The sequence below is a fragment of the Xanthomonas cassavae CFBP 4642 genome (assembly GCF_000454545.1).
Classification (GTDB): domain Bacteria; phylum Pseudomonadota; class Gammaproteobacteria; order Xanthomonadales; family Xanthomonadaceae; genus Xanthomonas; species Xanthomonas cassavae.
In genome coordinates this window covers 3,226,922-3,241,253 of sequence record NZ_CM002139.1, presented here as the reverse complement: position 1 = coordinate 3,241,253, position 14,332 = coordinate 3,226,922, and the positions used below count along the sequence as shown (strand labels likewise).

The following is a 14,332-nucleotide window of genomic DNA, read 5'->3' as shown; positions in this document are numbered from 1 at the left end:
CAAGATCCTCCTGTTGCGCTGCTGTGCGCTAGAACGTGTACTCCAGGCCTGCGGTCACGGTGCGCCCTAGTGCGGCCTGGCGGCCCCACGGGCTGGTGTCCACGCCACGGAACCAGTACTGCCGGTCGAACAGGTTGTTGACCGCCAGCGATGCGCTGAATTTTTGTCCATCGCGTTCGAACAGCGTATGGCTCACCTGCGTGTTCCATACCCAGTACGACGGCAACTCGCCGACCGAGGCGATCGCGTTCTCCTGCACGGTGTTTGCCGCATCGCTGTAGGCCTTGCTGAAGTAGTAGCTCGACAGTGCGACAGTGGTGTGACCGAGCGTGTAGTTGCCGCCCAGGGTGATCTGGTTGCGCGAGGTGTAGGGCACGCGCAGCCCGCGGAATGCGCCCGATTCCTGGCTAGCATCCAGATACGCATAACCGGCGTTGAGGGTGAGCGCGCGCAGGTTTTCCGGACTCCATTGCAGTTCCAGCTCGCCGCCTTGATGGCGGGTCTTGCCGAGGTTGCGGAACACGCGCGTGGTGTTGTCCAGCTGGATCTGCTGATCGAAATCGATCAGATACGCACCGAGCTGGATGCGGGTGCGGTCGTTGGGCTGGTAGCGCGTGCCGGCTTCGTAATTCCATGCCAGTTCGGCATCCAGGTTGTTGCCGAAGATGATCTGGGTGACCTGCGGCGCACGCAGCGAGCGCTGCCCGTCCGCGTAGAAGAACCATTCTGCGTTGGCCTGGAAACCCACCGTCAACCCCGGCAATACATCGCGGGTCTGGTTGCGCGTACGCAAGCCGGTGGCGCGATTGAAATAGCGCGAATCCAGCCGCTCGTAGCGCAGGCCCGGGGTGATGGTCAGGCGTTCGTCGGGCAGGGTGATCGCATTGCTGACGTAGGCGGCCAGGGCGCGGTCTTCGAACTGCCAGTCACGCACGCTGGTGAACATGCCATCGCGCAGACGCAGATTGCCGACCAAAAAGTCGATGTCCTCGTGCACCGCACGCACGCCGGCGGTCCACTGCTGACGCACGCCACCGGCATCGCCCATGCTCCAGCTCAGCCGCGGCTCGCTGCCGACCACGCGGAAGTCGCGCGGTGCGGTCTGGCGCAGTTGCGGCGGCAGGTCCGAGCGCCAGGTTTCGGTGGCGGCCTGGCGCATGCCGACGATGAAGTTGCGGCTGCTGCGCGCGCTGAAGCTGGTCCAGGACAACCGAACATCCTGCAGCGGCCCCCAGTCTCCGAACAGCTGCTCATATCCCAACGATGCACGCGTGGTACGCCCATTGAAGCTGTCCAGCGGGCGCGTGGACTGGCGCGGGTCGCGCCGGTAGTCGGCCGGGCTCAGCGCCCCGGCCAGATCCATGTCCACCAGATAGCGTTGCACGCTGGCCTTGATCAACCTGGTGTCGTCCAGCCACCACTCCGCACGCACGCGCAGGTTGCTGATGTCGGTATCGCTGTGCGCGCGCCAGTACTCGCCATAGGCGCGATTGGCATCGACCTGCATGCCGAGGTTGTCGGTGAGGTAGCCGCCGCTGCTGAGCGCGCTGTCCTGCAGGAACTGGCCCTGGCCGCCGGCAGTGACCTTGTGCGCCAGGGCGGTGCTCCACGTGCTGGGGATCTCCTTGCTGACCAGGTTGATCACCCCGCCCACGTTGTTGGGCCCGTATTGCACGGCTGCGCCGCCACGCACGATGTCGATCCGATCGATCTGATTGAGCCCCACCGGGAACAACGACAGGCTGGTCTGCCCATACGGCGCCAGCGCGAGCGGAATGCCGTCTTCCAACACCTGCACGCGGCCGCTGCGGCTCTCGTACAGACCGCGCAACATGATCTGCGGGAGCGCGCCGGTGCCGGTTTCGTCGAAGATCTTGATGCCCGGCACGCGTTGCAGTGCATCGTCCAGGGAGCGGTTGCCGCCATTGCGCAATTGCGCCCGATCGATCACCTGGCGGCTGCCGGCGTAGCGCTGCACGTCATCGGGTTTGGAGCGCCCCAGCAGGCTGCCCTGCACCTGGATGGCGTCCAGCGCACGGATGGGGGTCTGGCCTTCGGTAGCGTCGGTCGCCTGCGCGTCGGTGGCCATCGCCTGCAGCGGCAGGCTCAGGCTGGCCGCCACGATTGCAAGGGTCAGGGCGTGGAAATGCAAGGTCGACATCTACGGCGTGCTCCTGCCGGCGGGTGGGCAAGTGGGTGTGTCGAACGTGGCCAGATGGCCGCGCAGTGCGCGTTGAATCAGGGCGCGGTCTTCGCCGGCGAGCAGCCAGCGCAGATCCGGCTGCTGCAGCCAGTGCGCGCGTTGCGCATCGGTGCGTGGGTTGGGGCAGAACGGCACATCGGCGGCACGGCACTGCGCATGCAGTTGCAGCAGCAAGTCCCACACCTGTGCATGGGTGGGCCGCGGGCCCAGGCCCAGGTCCAGCGCCAGATCCAGCGCGCCTTCCATCACCAGCGCCACGCCAGGCACAGCCAGGATCTCCGGCAGCGCGGCAATGCCTGCCGCGCTTTCGATCATCGGCACGATGCGGATGTCGCGATTGGCCTGTGCGATATACGTGCCCAGATCGACGTTGCCGAAGCCGGTGACGCGTCCGCCGGTGATGCCACGCCGGCCCAGTGGCGGAAAACGCGCGGCGGCGACCGCCCGTGCCATTTGCGCGGCCGATTCGGCGCATGGCACCACGATGCCGCGCGCACCGGCATCCAGCACGCGGCCAATCAGTTTTTCGTCGACCTCCGGCACCCGCACCCAGGCCTCACAGCCGGACAGCTCGCAGGCGCGAATGGCGTGTTCCAGCGCATCGGGCGACCGCAGGACGTGTTCCAGATCAAGCACCACGAAGGCATAGCCCAGGCGGCCCAGCAACTCGCATAGCTGCACGCTGGGCAACGCATTGAGAAGGCCGACTGCACACGCCATGGAAGAGGCCGCCAGGGGAACGGGCGCTCATCCTGCTCTTGATGGGAATGATTATCAAGTGTGTTTTACGGTCTTTTTGGGTAACCAGGGGGCTTGGCCCTGCTCGTTTCGACCTGACTGTGAAGAGATTCATTCGATATCGTCGGCGCCCTGCGGCCCGTACGCGGTTCGATCAGTAGCACTAGCCTTGCGCAAGGGCTGTTGTCGTTGCCCTTGAAAGGACGTAGCCTCGCGGAAATAAGGCGTTATCGGCCAATTGCATCGTGTATCGCACATCAGCCGGATTGCTATGCATCTCCCTGGCGACTTTGCTGTGCGCTTGCGGAGCAAAGGAGACCACCATGCAATCCAAGGACGTGCAGGCCCGCGACGCTGACGGAGATCCGATCTATCGGAAGAACCCGCACCCAAAGCAGGCCTATCGGATCACTATGACCATAGAGAATGCGCCAGGACCGTTTAAGTGGGTTTCAGGTACTGCTTTCTACGAGATAAAAAATCACGAGAAATGCACGCCGGTTGAGCCGATCACAGGCGCGTGGAGTAAATCCAAGCGGGATGGCATACCGATCAATTTCGATAGGGTCACTGAAGCGAAGTATGTGGCTGTAATATATCTTGATGGCTTAATTGACTCGAATTATTATGGAAAGGGCGTCTGTTATTTTGAGTTGGCTGGTGTAGGGGCTACGATAAAGGCGACCGGAAAGAAGGAGGAGACTCGGTTTCAGTCGAGTCTTTTCGCGAGCGAAATTCTGGACCAAAAATCAAAGGCTACTTATTTCTGGTCGAGAGGGTATCCGAGGGATGAAGTGGATGACTTTCCTGACCAGGGTGAGCCTGGGTCAGATCATTTTAGAGAAGAGTTGCGGGATGAGCTGTTCAAGGTGGCCTTATCTGTCAGGAAGGGTGCGCTGTGAGTCTCACATATCAACAATTTGCTGCGCTTTCGAATGACGTCTACGATAAGCCGAGAGAGACGGGTGAAGATAGTGAGCCCGCTATAATCGGGGGTGTTTCATATAAGCGTCTTGAGTATGTAGATAAACCCTCGGGTTATCAGGGTTGTATATATAGACGCTTGGATACGAAGGAGCTGATTGTTGCCCATCGCGGTACCGAGCCTGATCGAGAGCTTTTCAAGGATGGCGCTTACGCTGATGGCAGCATGGTGGTGAAGCGTCATAATCCGCAGGCGGCCGATGCCATTGAGCTGACGCAACGGGCAATCGAACTTGCTGAGCGTCAAGCAAAGCGCGATGGGCATAAGCCCGAAGTCACTGTCACGGGGCACTCCCTTGGTGGCGGCCTGACGCAGGTCACGGCGCACCATTTCGGGTTGAAAGGGCAAACGTTCAACGCCTACGGAGCGACCAGCCTGGATCGGCGAATTCCCGAAGGTGGTAACGAGGTGATCAATCACGTCATGGCCGGCGATGCGGTCAGCGCCGCCAGCCGGCATTACGGGCGCGTCGAGATCTACGCCACGCCGCAGGAGATCGCCACGCTGAAGCGTGCTGATTACGCCAACGATAATGAGGTGTTGGATGCGCGCACTCCGTTATCAATCGCAGTCATGCTGGGCGATGGTTGCCGGCTGAATTGAATATCTGACGAATCTTGTTGAGACGGCTATAAAAACGGCGTAGCCTCGGGTATCAAGCATCTATTGGCCGAATCAATCGTGTATCGCACCTCCACCGCACTGCTACGCATCTCCCTGGCCACATTGCTGTGCGCTTGCGGGGCAAAGGAGACTACCATGCAATCCAAGGATATGCAGGCCCGCGACGCTGATGGCGATCCTATCTATCGGAAAAATCCGCACCCTAAGCAGGCCTATCGGATCACGATGACGATTGAGAATGCGCCAGGGCCGTTCGGGGCTGTGTCAGCTAAAGCGTTCTACGACATGAAGAATCGTGATCAGTGCGCGCCATTCGATGCTTCATTGGGGATGTCGACAAAGCCAAAAGAACACGCAATACCTGTTGCTTTTCAGAGGATCAATAACACGGCTTACACGGCGTTGATTTATATGGATGGCATGGTCGATGCTGACTACTACGGCAAGGGAGTCTGTTACTGGGAACTTGGAGGTCTCGGTGTTTCCCTGAAGGCGACTGGTAGTGGGGCGGAAACAGCTTTCGCGCCTAGTCTAGAAAAAAAATACTTTGATGAAATTAAGCAAAAAACAACGTTTTTTTGGTCAGGGGGGTATCCTAGGAGTAAGTTGGAAGACTATGTAGATTTTGGCGAAGAGTCGGCGGTCTCAACTTGCAAGTGCAACACGTGAGTTGAATTGAGCGATCTCTTCTTCCAGCGCCTGGTTCGGCGTCTTCCAGCCAAGCGTCTGCCGTGGCCGGGCGTTCATCAGGTCGGCGACGTTGTTGAGATACTCCTGGCTCGCCTTGGACAAGTCCGCGCCTTTTGGCATGAACTGGCGCAGCAGGCCGTTGGTGTTCTCATTGCTGCCGCGCTGCCAGGGCGCATGTGGATCGGCGAACCAAAGATCGATGTTGAGCCGCTTCATCAGCTCTGGATAACACGTCATCTCGGTTCCGCGGTCATAGGTGAGGCTTCCCAGTAGGAAACGCGGCAGCTTCTTCATCTGTCGCGTGAAGCCCTCCAGCGCATCCTGTGCAGTACAGCCATCCATCTTGCACAGCACCACAAAGCGCGTCTTTCGCTCCACCAGCGTGCCTACGCACGAGCGGTTGAAAGCCCCTTTGATCAGGTCGCCTTCCCAGTGCCCAGGAATCAAGCGCTGCGCCACCTCTTCAGGCCGATGGACGATACGCAGCTCCTCCGGCACCCACGTGCGCTTGGCAGCGGTTGTACGGCGCAAGCCTCGCGTCGGCTTGTGCTGACGAAGCGCCTCCACAAGCTCTTTCTTCAAACCACCACGCGGATGCGCGTAGATAGCGGCGTAGATTGTTTCGTGACTCACGCGTTGACTTGGATCATCCGGATGCATGGCCTTGAGCTTGGCAGCAATTTGCTGGGGCGACCAACGATACAGAACCAAGTCGTCACGCACCTGCTGAAAGAGCGCACTGCCTTCAACAAGCCGGCGCCTTCGAACGCACGCTCTGCGGCGCAGCCGATAGTTGCTGGCTGCGCTGGTTGCCGCATAGACAGGTTCGCCCTGTCGCCTTATCTCGCGCGACAGGGTGGACGCACTGCGATTGAGTCGCCTTGCAATGGAGTTGATGCTCATTCCGTTACCGAGTTCAATTTGAAGCAAAGCGCGTTCTTCGGAACCCAGGTGCCTGTACTGTGTGCCCATGCCGCTACCCTACGTCAAGGCGGGGTGTTGCACTTGGAAGTTGAGTCTAAGGTCTGCTGAAAAATACGCAGAGCCAAATCGAAGTAATTTATTTCTTATAACTCTCAAAGCGGAGAGGGCGGCCCCATGAGCCTCACTAGCCAGCAGTATGCCGCACTGACCCGAGATGGCTACGACAAGCCTGAAGATACCGGAGAGCGAAGCGCTGTTGTAAATATTGGCGGTCTACTTGTCCGACGTTTGCAATACGTGGACAAGCCGTCAGGCTACCAAGGCGTCATCTACGAAAGAGCCGATACCAGGGAAATAGTGGTTGTCCACCGAGGAAGCGAGTTTGATCGCCAGCCCTTACTGGACGGTGCACTGGCCGACGGTGGGATGGTCGCGACTCGCCACAATGCGCAGGTGGTAGACGCTATCGCGTTTACACGGGGCGCCTTGAAGTATGCAGAACAAAAACATGTCAGTACCGGTCTACCAATGCCCGATGTGACGGTTGCAGGCCACTCGCTCGGTGGCAATTTGGCACAAGTTACTGCGCATCACTTCGGACTTAAGGGGCAGACCTTCGACGCCTACGGCGCGGTCAGTCTGGATCGGCGGATACCGGAAGGCGGCAGCGATGTAATCAATCATGTCATGGCCGGCGATGCAGTCAGCGCCGCAAGCCGCCATTACGGCCAAGTCAAGGTCTATGCCGCACCGCAGGAAATTGCTGTCCTAAAGGCCGCGGACTACTCCAACGACCGCAGTGCGTTGGACGCGCGTGATCCGCTTTCGGCGGCTGTCAGGTTGGGTGAATCGCATCGCATGCATAACTTCCTGCCAGTCGATGGGGCTGGCAAAGCGGACACCTCCGTCTTGGAAGACCCTTCAACCCAGAAGCTTGCTCGGCAGCACTCACCAATGATCGAGAGGTATCGCGGCGACGTGGAAGCGCTTCGGTCAGGCCTGACGTTGTACTCGCGCGGAATCCCTGGGCTGGCCCGTGATGGCGTCGATCACCTGCGTGGTCCGGTGGAACCTGGGGCCGGGCGTCGGGAAATGGATGCGCCCAGCTGGCAGCAGCAGATGCAGCAGTTTCAGCAGGACCGCGAGCGCAGCCATGCGCCGCAGGGGTGGCAGGTGCCGCTCAAGCAGGATGCGCAGGATGCCCGTGTGGCAGCGCAGACACACGGTAGGTTGCCGACAATGCACGAAGACCCAAGCGCATTTCTTGATCGCATGTTGGCTGCCGCACAGAGCGGCGACCGCGATCAGTTCCGTCAGATGACGCAGACCCTGGCCAATGAGCCGCCTGGACGCGCATTGCGCGCCGAGGCCGTCGAGACAGTGAACCAGCAGGAACAGCAGGCAGCCCAACAGGCGATGCAGGCACAGCGGCAACAGGCCGAGTCGCAGCAGCAAGAGACCATGCGCATCGGCGCACGTAGCCTGTAATGGTCATCACCAGGAAGACTGGACGCACGATGGACGCACAAGACCCGATTGCGCTGGTCAGCAAAGCCGCCATGCTGATGGAACAGTTCGAGCGCCGATGCGGCGAATTGGAGCAGCTGCAGCGCCGTCTTGCGCAGCAGTTGGAGCAGGTGGCCCAGTCGCTGCCAAACGTGGTGACGCGCTCAGCCGAACAAACGTTGCAGCGTGTGCCCGATGCGCTGATTCGGAGCATCCAGCAGGGAATGGATCAACCCGTCGCCGATTTCGAGAAGCGCCTGCAGCATGCCGGTGGGTTGATCGGTGAAGGCGCGCAGTCGCTGGCCGATCAACTCAAGCGCATCGAGCGCGGGCAGCGCCTGCTGTTGTGGAAAGGTGCTGCGGTCGTCCTGGGAAGTCTGCTGCTGCTGGGCGGTGGTGGATGGTTGTTGAACCAGTACCGCCAGGAGATACGCGACAATCAATTGCGCGCGGAGTTGCTGCGCGCTTACAACGCCGCCGACGTGACATTGTGTGGCGGGCAGTTATGCGCCAATGTAGAAACCAAGGGCGCGGCCTATGGTGATCGTCGCCAGTATCGGCTGGTCAAGCCGCGCTGAGGTCGGCGCTAACTTGGCATGCATCGCCCATTACAACCCCTGCTCGCTGCGATCCGGGAAAATCGAATCCTGAAAAGCGCAGGGGATGCGCATGCTCCTTGTCGACGGAGCGCTGTGGACGGTCGCCGGCATCAAGACGCCGGCACGTTCAACGCCCGATACGGCGGAGTGGACATCACCATCTCGGCCAGCGAATAGGCCAGCTCGCGTTCGGCCAGCACCGCGCCGTCGGCGCCGTGTTCGAGCAGGTGCTTGACCTCGGTGTCGCTGTGCGCGCGCGCCAGCAGCGTCAGCGAGGGGTTGATCGCGCGCAGCTTGGCCAGCGCCTCGCCGGCTTCCAGCGGCTGCGGGATCGCCAGGATCGCGATCTTGGCGTGCTCCGGGCGGGCTTCGGCCAGCACGCGGTCGGCCGCCGCACTGCCGCGGATACCGGGAATGCCGGCCGCATGCGCCTTGGCCACATGATCGCTGTTGTCGTCGATCACCAGCACCGGCACGCCGCGGCTACGCAGCAACTGCGCCAGCGCGCTGCCGACGCGGCCATAGCCGATCACGATGGCATGGCCGTCCAGCGGCAGCGGCGGGCCGGGCGGCAGTTCGGGCTCCACCGCGGCCGGAGCGTCCTGCGCCTGCCTGGCCTGCCAGCGGTCCAGCCACGAGAACAGGAACGGGTTGGCGATGATCGACAGCAGCGCGCCGGCCAGGATCAGGTCGCGCCCGGTTTCCGGCAGGATCGCCAGCTGCACACCCAGCCCGGCCAGGATGAAGGAGAACTCGCCAATCTGCGCCAGGCTGGTGGAAATGGTCAGCGCGGTGCCGGTGGGGTGGCCGAACGCACGCACGATCACGAATGCTGCCAGCGACTTGCCCAGGGTCACGGTCAGGAACGTGGCCAGTACCTGCCACGGATGCTCGACCAGGATCGTCGGGTCGAACAGCATGCCCACCGAGACGAAGAACAACACCGCGAACGCATCGCGCAACGGCAGCGAGTCGCTGGCGGCCTTGTGGCTGAGCTCGGATTCCTTCAGCAACATGCCGGCGAAGAACGCGCCCAGCGCGAACGACACCCCGAACAGCGTGGCCGACAGGAACGCCACGCCCAGCGCGATGCCGAGGACGGCCAGGGTGAACAGTTCGCGCGAGCCGGTGGCGGCGACCTTTTCCAGCGACCACGGAATCACCCGCCGCCCGACCACCAGCATCACCGCCACGAACGCCACCATCTTGAACAGCGTCAGGCCCAGCGCGGCCAGCAGCGAGGTGGATTCACCGGCATGCGCCGCGGCCGGCGCGGCGGTGCCCAGCACCTCGGCCAGCGCCGGCAACATCACCAGCGCGATCACCATCACCAGGTCTTCGACGATCAGCCAGCCCACCGCGATGCGGCCGCGCTGGGTTTCCAGCAGGCGGCGTTCTTCCAGTGCGCGCAGCAGCACCACGGTACTGGCCACCGACAGCGCCAGACCGAACACCAGCCCATGCATCAACGGCCAGCCCATGCTCCAGGCCAGCGCCCAGCCAAGCAGCGTGGCGACCACGATCTGCGCCAATGCGCCCGGAATGGCGATCCATTTCACTTCCATCAGATCGTCGAGCGAGAAGTGCAGGCCCACGCCGAACATCAGCAGCATCACGCCCAGCTCGGACAGCTGGTTGGCCATGGTCTGGTCGGCCACAAAGCCGGGCGTGAACGGCCCGACGCAGACGCCGGCCAGCAGATAGCCGACCAGCGGCGAGAGTTTCACTTTCTGTGCGAGCGTGCCCAGCACGAAAGCGACCGCGAGGCCGACGGCGATGATGTCGATGAGGCTGGTGTCGTGATGCATTCCAATCCGTTGTGAGAGTGTCCGAGAGAGCGTCGCGGGCGCGACCAGCCAACGGCACTGCGCCGGGCGTCGCCTGCGGGCATTGCGTGGTCATGGCTGGGGTCCGGCGCGGGGGAACCGGGACCGCGTTGCTGGTCCGGTTGGCCGGACGCCCATAGTACACAGCGCTTGATTAACGCGATGCGACACGCCGCGCATGCGCGCAGGCCGATCCATGCGTCAGGCGCCGCGCGTAAACCGCCGTGGCCCGCGCCTGCGCGTGCGAGCTGCGACGCAGGACGCAAGTCCGGCACGCCGATTCAACATTGACGACACCGCTTCGCCCCTGCTCAAGGCCGCAGCGCGGTGCTGGCCGACAATCCGGGCTCCCAGTGGAGCGCCTGCGTCGTTCGGCACGCTCACGCACGCATCGCCCCGTTGCGGGTGACGCCACACGAGCCAGGCCATGCATCTCAGCGATTTGGCAACACCCCAGTTCCGGCACGATCCCTATCCGACCTACGCGCGCCTGCGCGCCGAAGGCGCGTTGGTGCAGGTGGCAGACGGGCGGCTGATGTCCGGCCGTTACGCCGTGGTCGATCGCCTGCTCAGCGATCGCCGGGTCGGCCGCGACTATCTGCAAAGCATTCGTCTGCGTTACGGCGAGGCGGCGGTGCACCTGCCGCTGTTTCGGGGCATGAGCCGCATGTTCCTGCTGCTCAACCCGCCGCTGCACACCCAGTTGCGCGGACTGATGACACAGGCCTTTGGTGCGCGGCAGATGGAATCCATGCGTGAAGTGGCCAGCGATACCGCTGCCGGGTTGATCGATGCCTTTCAGGCAAACGGCCACTGCGATCTGCTGACCGAGTTCGCGTTCCCGCTGCCGATCGCCATCATCTGCCGGATGCTGGATATCGATGCGGCCGATGTCACTGCGTTGAGTCACGCGACCAGCGCACTGGCAAAAGTCTTCGATCCGATGATGACGGCGGAAGAACTGCAGGCCACCAGCGTTGCGTACGACCAGCTGGCGACATATTTCCACGGCGTGATCGCGCAACGGCGCAGCGCTGGCGGCGATGATCTGATCGCGCGTTTCATCCAGGCCGAGGACAACGGCCGCCGCCTGAGCGACGAGGAGATCGTCTCCAACGTGATCCTGCTATTCTTTGCCGGCCACGAGACCACCTCCAACATGATCTGCAATGCGCTGGTCGCGCTGTATCGGCATCCGCAGCAATTGCGCCTGCTGCAGGAAACCCCGAGCCTGCTGCCCAATGCAGTGCTCGAATGCATGCGCTACGACAGCTCGGTGCAGATCGCCACGCGCACGGCGTTGCAGGATTTTGAGATCGAGGGCGTGGCGGTCTCCCAGGGCGCCATGCTGTATCTGATGCTGGGCGCGGCCAATCACGACACGCTGCAGTTCACCGACCCGCAGCTGCTGGATATCCGCCGCCAGCAGGGCCGTGCGCTGTCCTTCGGTGGCGGCATTCACCACTGCCTGGGCAACCGGCTGGCGCTGATCGAAATGGAAGCCGCGCTGGCCTGCCTGCTGGCGCGTCTGCCGGCGCTTCGGCTGGAGCAGCTGGACACGCTGAGCTGGAACGATCGCGCCAACCTGCGTGGTGTCGACGCACTGTTCGCTTCCTGGTGAACTGCGGCCAGGCGGCGCAGCGCCGGACCGGCACGCAGTGTTGCTGCAGTCATAGCGCTGGCAATCACCGCGGCAGAGACGCACGGCCGCTGCTGGCGAATCGAAGCCCACAACGACAAACACCGCCGATTGCTCGGCGGTGTTTGCGTTGACGCAGGCGCGGATCGGCAGGTCCGCTCGAACCCGCCGGTCAGAACCGGTAGGTGACCCTCCCGTACCAGTAGCGGCCGTTGAAGCCGAACGGCGACAGCGACGAATACTGCAGGCCGCCGGCGCGGTCGTCGTAGGCGGTGGTGAGCTGTGCCTTGGTCGGATACTGATTGGTAAGGTTGTCCGCGCCCACGGTGAAGGTGAATGCGTTCCAGGTCTGGCTGGCGGCCAGGTTCAACAGCCAGCGCGCGTCGTAGGTCTGGTCCTGGCTGCCATCGGCCGGGTCGCTGATGCGCTTGATCGATCCGTAGCGGGTGGCGTTGAAGTTCAGCGCAAAACCGCCCAGCGTCCAGTCCGCCGCTGCCATGTACTTGGTGCGCGGGGTGGCGTCGGTGAGCAGGCCCTGGCTGGCGCGCCCGAAGTTGGGGTTGGACAGTTCCAGGATCGTGGTCTTGTTGTAGTTGGCGCTGGCACTGAGATCGAGCTTGCCGTAGCTGCCCAGGTCGGCGAGATAGCTGTTGATCCAGTCCACGCCACGGGTGCGGCTGGTGGCGCCGTTGACGAAGAACTGCACCGCGGCCACCTGGCCGATCGGCTGCGCCAGCTGCAGCTGGTCCGAATACAGGATCTGGTCCCAGATGCGGATCTGGTACACGTCCAGGCTGGAGGTGAAGCTGGCGGTCGGCTGCCACACGGCGCCCAGGCCGTAGTTGGTGGATTTCTCCGGGCTCAGCGGGCCGGCGCCCAGCGCCACCGCGACCGGGTCGGAGGTGCGGTAGGTACCGACCTGTACCAGCTCGCCGTTCTGGATCAGCGTCACCACCGAGGCGTAGTTCTGCTGGGCCAGCGACGGTGCGCGGAAGCCGTTGGAGATGGTGCCGCGCAGCGAGAAGGTGTCGCTGAAGGCGTAGCGCGCCGACAGCTTGCCCGAACGCGTGGAGCCGGCATCGCTGTAGTTTTCATAACGCCCGGCGATGCCGCCGGACAGCTTGTCGGTGATGTCCGCTTCCAGGTTGGCGTAGACCGCATTGCTGTGGCGTTCGAACTTGCCGGCCACCGTCGGCTCCAGGCCGGAGAACACCTGCGCGCCGCCCGGATACGGCGCGCCGTCGTCGGGATTGATGGTATTGGGGTCGAAGAAGTACGAGGCCGGCGAGCCGGCGGTGATCTGGTAGCGGTCCTGGCGATGCTCGGCACCGAAGGCCACGTTGACCGGATACGCCAGGCCCCAGTCGAAGGACTTGTTGACGTCCAGGTTGATCGTGCCCTGTTCGGTTTCGAAGCCACCGGAATTGAAATTGGTCGGCGAGCTGCCGGTGGTGTAGTACAGGTTGGTGTTGATGCTGTTGAGGATGTTGAAGGTCATGTCGTTCTTGCCGTAGGTGGCCGACACGTCCCAGTTCCATTCGCTCTCGGTGCTGCCCTTCAAACCCAGCACCGCCGAGCGGTCGTTGGTGGGGTTGTAGATCTGCGGCAGGAAGCCGTTCGGGTAGATCGCCTGCACGTTGCGCGCGGTGTTGTCGGCGGCGCGGTAATAGCCGTTGGAGGTGACCTCGCGACGGCTCATGCTGAGATGGCCGTACAGTTCCAGGTTCGGCGAGAACGCGTAGCCGAATGCGGCCAGACCCTGATAGAACGTGGAGGCCGGGTCGCCGTGGCGCTGGTAGGGTACACCGCCCGGATTGGGCGTGCCCGGCACGGTGGTGGCGCGGTTGGTGTTCTCGCCGCGGTTGGTGCTCATGGTGTTCTGGTAGTTCCACGACAGCCGCACCCAGCCCGGTGCGGTGTCGCCGCCGCTGCCGCCGAACGGCAGGCCGACCGAGCCGTCGATGCCGTTCTGCTCGCCATCGCCCTTGTCCATGATGCCGCCATTGACCGACACGCTGTTGCTGCCGGCATCGGCGCCATGCTTGAGCACGATATTGACCACGCCGGCGATCGCATCGGAGCCGTACTGGGCCGAGGCGCCGTCACGCAGCACTTCGATGCGCGCGATGGCCGACATCGGCAGCGAGTTCAGATCGGCCGGCGCCGAGCCGCGGCCGACGTACGAGTTGTAGTTGATCAGCGAGGAGGTGTGATAGCGCTTGCCGTCCACCAGCACCAGCACCGCATCCGGCGACAGGCCGCGCAGCGTGGCCGGGCGCGCGGCATCGTTGCCGTCGGAGATCGCCGGGCGCGGGAAGTTCAGCGACGGCAGCAGCTTGCCCAGCGCGGTGGCGATGTCGGTCGCGCCGGTGGCCTGCAGCGACTGCTCGGTGATGATGTCGATCGGCGATTCGGATTCGGCCACCGTGCGGTCGCTGACGCGGGTGCCGGTGACGATCAGGGTGTCCAGGGTTTTCTGCGGCTGGGTCGATTGCGACTGCGCACTGGCAGCGAAGGAACAGGCGGTGAGTGCGACCGAGATCGCAAGCGAGAGTGCGTTGGAGGTGTGCATGGGAATGGAGACTCAAAGGGGATGGT

The 14,332-nt window shown here is 62.9% G+C and carries 10 protein-coding genes and 1 pseudogene; 6 read left to right on the top strand and 5 right to left on the bottom strand.

Features of this window, described 5'->3' with window-relative positions:
• Positions 1-28: 28 nt before the first annotated feature.
• Entirely contained in the window at positions 29-2,161 is a 2,133-nt protein-coding gene (locus tag XCSCFBP4642_RS0114415; RefSeq protein ID WP_029220413.1) for a TonB-dependent receptor family protein, read from the bottom strand.
• On the bottom strand, positions 2,162-2,923 hold the full coding sequence (locus XCSCFBP4642_RS0114410) for an HpcH/HpaI aldolase family protein (RefSeq protein WP_029220412.1): 762 nt from the start codon (positions 2,921-2,923) through the stop codon (positions 2,162-2,164).
• A gap of 341 nt (positions 2,924-3,264) precedes the next feature.
• Between XCSCFBP4642_RS0114410 and XCSCFBP4642_RS0114405 the strand changes: the two genes are divergently transcribed.
• The 3 genes and pseudogenes from XCSCFBP4642_RS0114405 to XCSCFBP4642_RS28640 all read left to right on the top strand — a co-directional run bounded on the left by XCSCFBP4642_RS0114405 (position 3,265) and on the right by XCSCFBP4642_RS28640 (position 5,219).
• Entirely contained in the window at positions 3,265-3,843 is a 579-nt protein-coding gene (locus XCSCFBP4642_RS0114405; RefSeq protein ID WP_033898384.1) for a hypothetical protein, read from the top strand.
• A pseudogene (locus XCSCFBP4642_RS27190) lies at positions 3,840-4,526 on the top strand (Tle-like phospholipase domain-containing protein); the annotation flags it as partial. The gene XCSCFBP4642_RS0114405 and the pseudogene XCSCFBP4642_RS27190, both read left to right, overlap by 4 nt.
• A gap of 159 nt (positions 4,527-4,685) precedes the next feature.
• Complete coding sequence (locus XCSCFBP4642_RS28640) at positions 4,686-5,219, top strand: hypothetical protein (protein WP_152527276.1); 534 nt, start codon at positions 4,686-4,688, stop codon at positions 5,217-5,219.
• Here the strand turns inward: XCSCFBP4642_RS28640 and XCSCFBP4642_RS0114390 are convergent.
• Positions 5,196-6,212: an IS30 family transposase gene (locus tag XCSCFBP4642_RS0114390; protein ID WP_029218148.1), complete on the bottom strand. Its 1,017-nt coding sequence runs from the start codon at positions 6,210-6,212 to the stop codon at positions 5,196-5,198. The genes XCSCFBP4642_RS28640 and XCSCFBP4642_RS0114390 overlap by 24 nt on opposite strands.
• 126 nt (positions 6,213-6,338) lie before the next feature.
• On the opposite strand from XCSCFBP4642_RS0114390, the gene XCSCFBP4642_RS0114385 reads away from it, so the two are divergent.
• Together XCSCFBP4642_RS0114385 and XCSCFBP4642_RS0114380 are read left to right on the top strand one after the other, a co-directional pair.
• On the top strand, positions 6,339-7,652 hold the full coding sequence (locus XCSCFBP4642_RS0114385) for a Tle-like phospholipase domain-containing protein (protein WP_029220408.1): 1,314 nt from the start codon (positions 6,339-6,341) through the stop codon (positions 7,650-7,652).
• 29 nt (positions 7,653-7,681) lie between these two features.
• A complete protein-coding gene (locus XCSCFBP4642_RS0114380) occupies positions 7,682-8,248 on the top strand; it encodes a hypothetical protein (protein WP_029220407.1) in 567 nt (188 codons plus the stop codon).
• Positions 8,249-8,379: 131 nt separating this feature from the next.
• Here XCSCFBP4642_RS0114380 and ybaL read toward each other — a convergent pair whose 3' ends face one another.
• Positions 8,380-10,077 carry a YbaL family putative K(+) efflux transporter gene (gene ybaL, locus XCSCFBP4642_RS0114375; protein WP_029220406.1) on the bottom strand — a complete coding sequence of 566 codons (1,698 nt, stop codon included), beginning with the start codon at positions 10,075-10,077 and terminating at the stop codon, positions 8,380-8,382.
• A 445-nt stretch (positions 10,078-10,522) separates the two neighbouring features.
• Here ybaL and XCSCFBP4642_RS0114370 point away from each other — a divergent pair, with 445 nt between their 5' ends.
• Complete coding sequence (locus XCSCFBP4642_RS0114370; protein WP_029220405.1) at positions 10,523-11,716, top strand: cytochrome P450; 1,194 nt, start codon at positions 10,523-10,525, stop codon at positions 11,714-11,716.
• Positions 11,717-11,906: 190 nt separating this feature from the next.
• Here XCSCFBP4642_RS0114370 and XCSCFBP4642_RS0114365 read toward each other — a convergent pair whose 3' ends face one another.
• A complete protein-coding gene (locus tag XCSCFBP4642_RS0114365) occupies positions 11,907-14,306 on the bottom strand; it encodes a TonB-dependent receptor plug domain-containing protein (RefSeq protein ID WP_029220404.1) in 2,400 nt (799 codons plus the stop codon).
• Positions 14,307-14,332 lie beyond the last annotated feature (26 nt).

Excerpts from the sequence above, each read along its gene's own strand:
- XCSCFBP4642_RS0114365 (WP_029220404.1), bottom strand. The coding sequence starts at position 14,306 with ATGCACACCTCCAACGCACTCTCGCTTGCGATCTCGGTCGCACTCACC.
- XCSCFBP4642_RS0114380 (WP_029220407.1), top strand. The coding sequence starts at position 7,682 with ATGGACGCACAAGACCCGATTGCGCTGGTCAGCAAAGCCGCCATGCTG.
- XCSCFBP4642_RS0114385 (WP_029220408.1), top strand. The coding sequence starts at position 6,339 with ATGAGCCTCACTAGCCAGCAGTATGCCGCACTGACCCGAGATGGCTAC.
- XCSCFBP4642_RS0114370 (WP_029220405.1), top strand. The coding sequence starts at position 10,523 with ATGCATCTCAGCGATTTGGCAACACCCCAGTTCCGGCACGATCCCTAT.
- XCSCFBP4642_RS0114410 (WP_029220412.1), bottom strand. The coding sequence starts at position 2,923 with ATGGCGTGTGCAGTCGGCCTTCTCAATGCGTTGCCCAGCGTGCAGCTA.
- ybaL (WP_029220406.1), bottom strand. The coding sequence starts at position 10,077 with ATGCATCACGACACCAGCCTCATCGACATCATCGCCGTCGGCCTCGCG.
- XCSCFBP4642_RS0114390 (WP_029218148.1), bottom strand. The coding sequence starts at position 6,212 with ATGGGCACACAGTACAGGCACCTGGGTTCCGAAGAACGCGCTTTGCTT.
- XCSCFBP4642_RS0114405 (WP_033898384.1), top strand. The coding sequence starts at position 3,265 with ATGCAATCCAAGGACGTGCAGGCCCGCGACGCTGACGGAGATCCGATC.
- XCSCFBP4642_RS0114415 (WP_029220413.1), bottom strand. The coding sequence starts at position 2,161 with ATGTCGACCTTGCATTTCCACGCCCTGACCCTTGCAATCGTGGCGGCC.
- XCSCFBP4642_RS28640 (WP_152527276.1), top strand. The coding sequence starts at position 4,686 with ATGCAATCCAAGGATATGCAGGCCCGCGACGCTGATGGCGATCCTATC.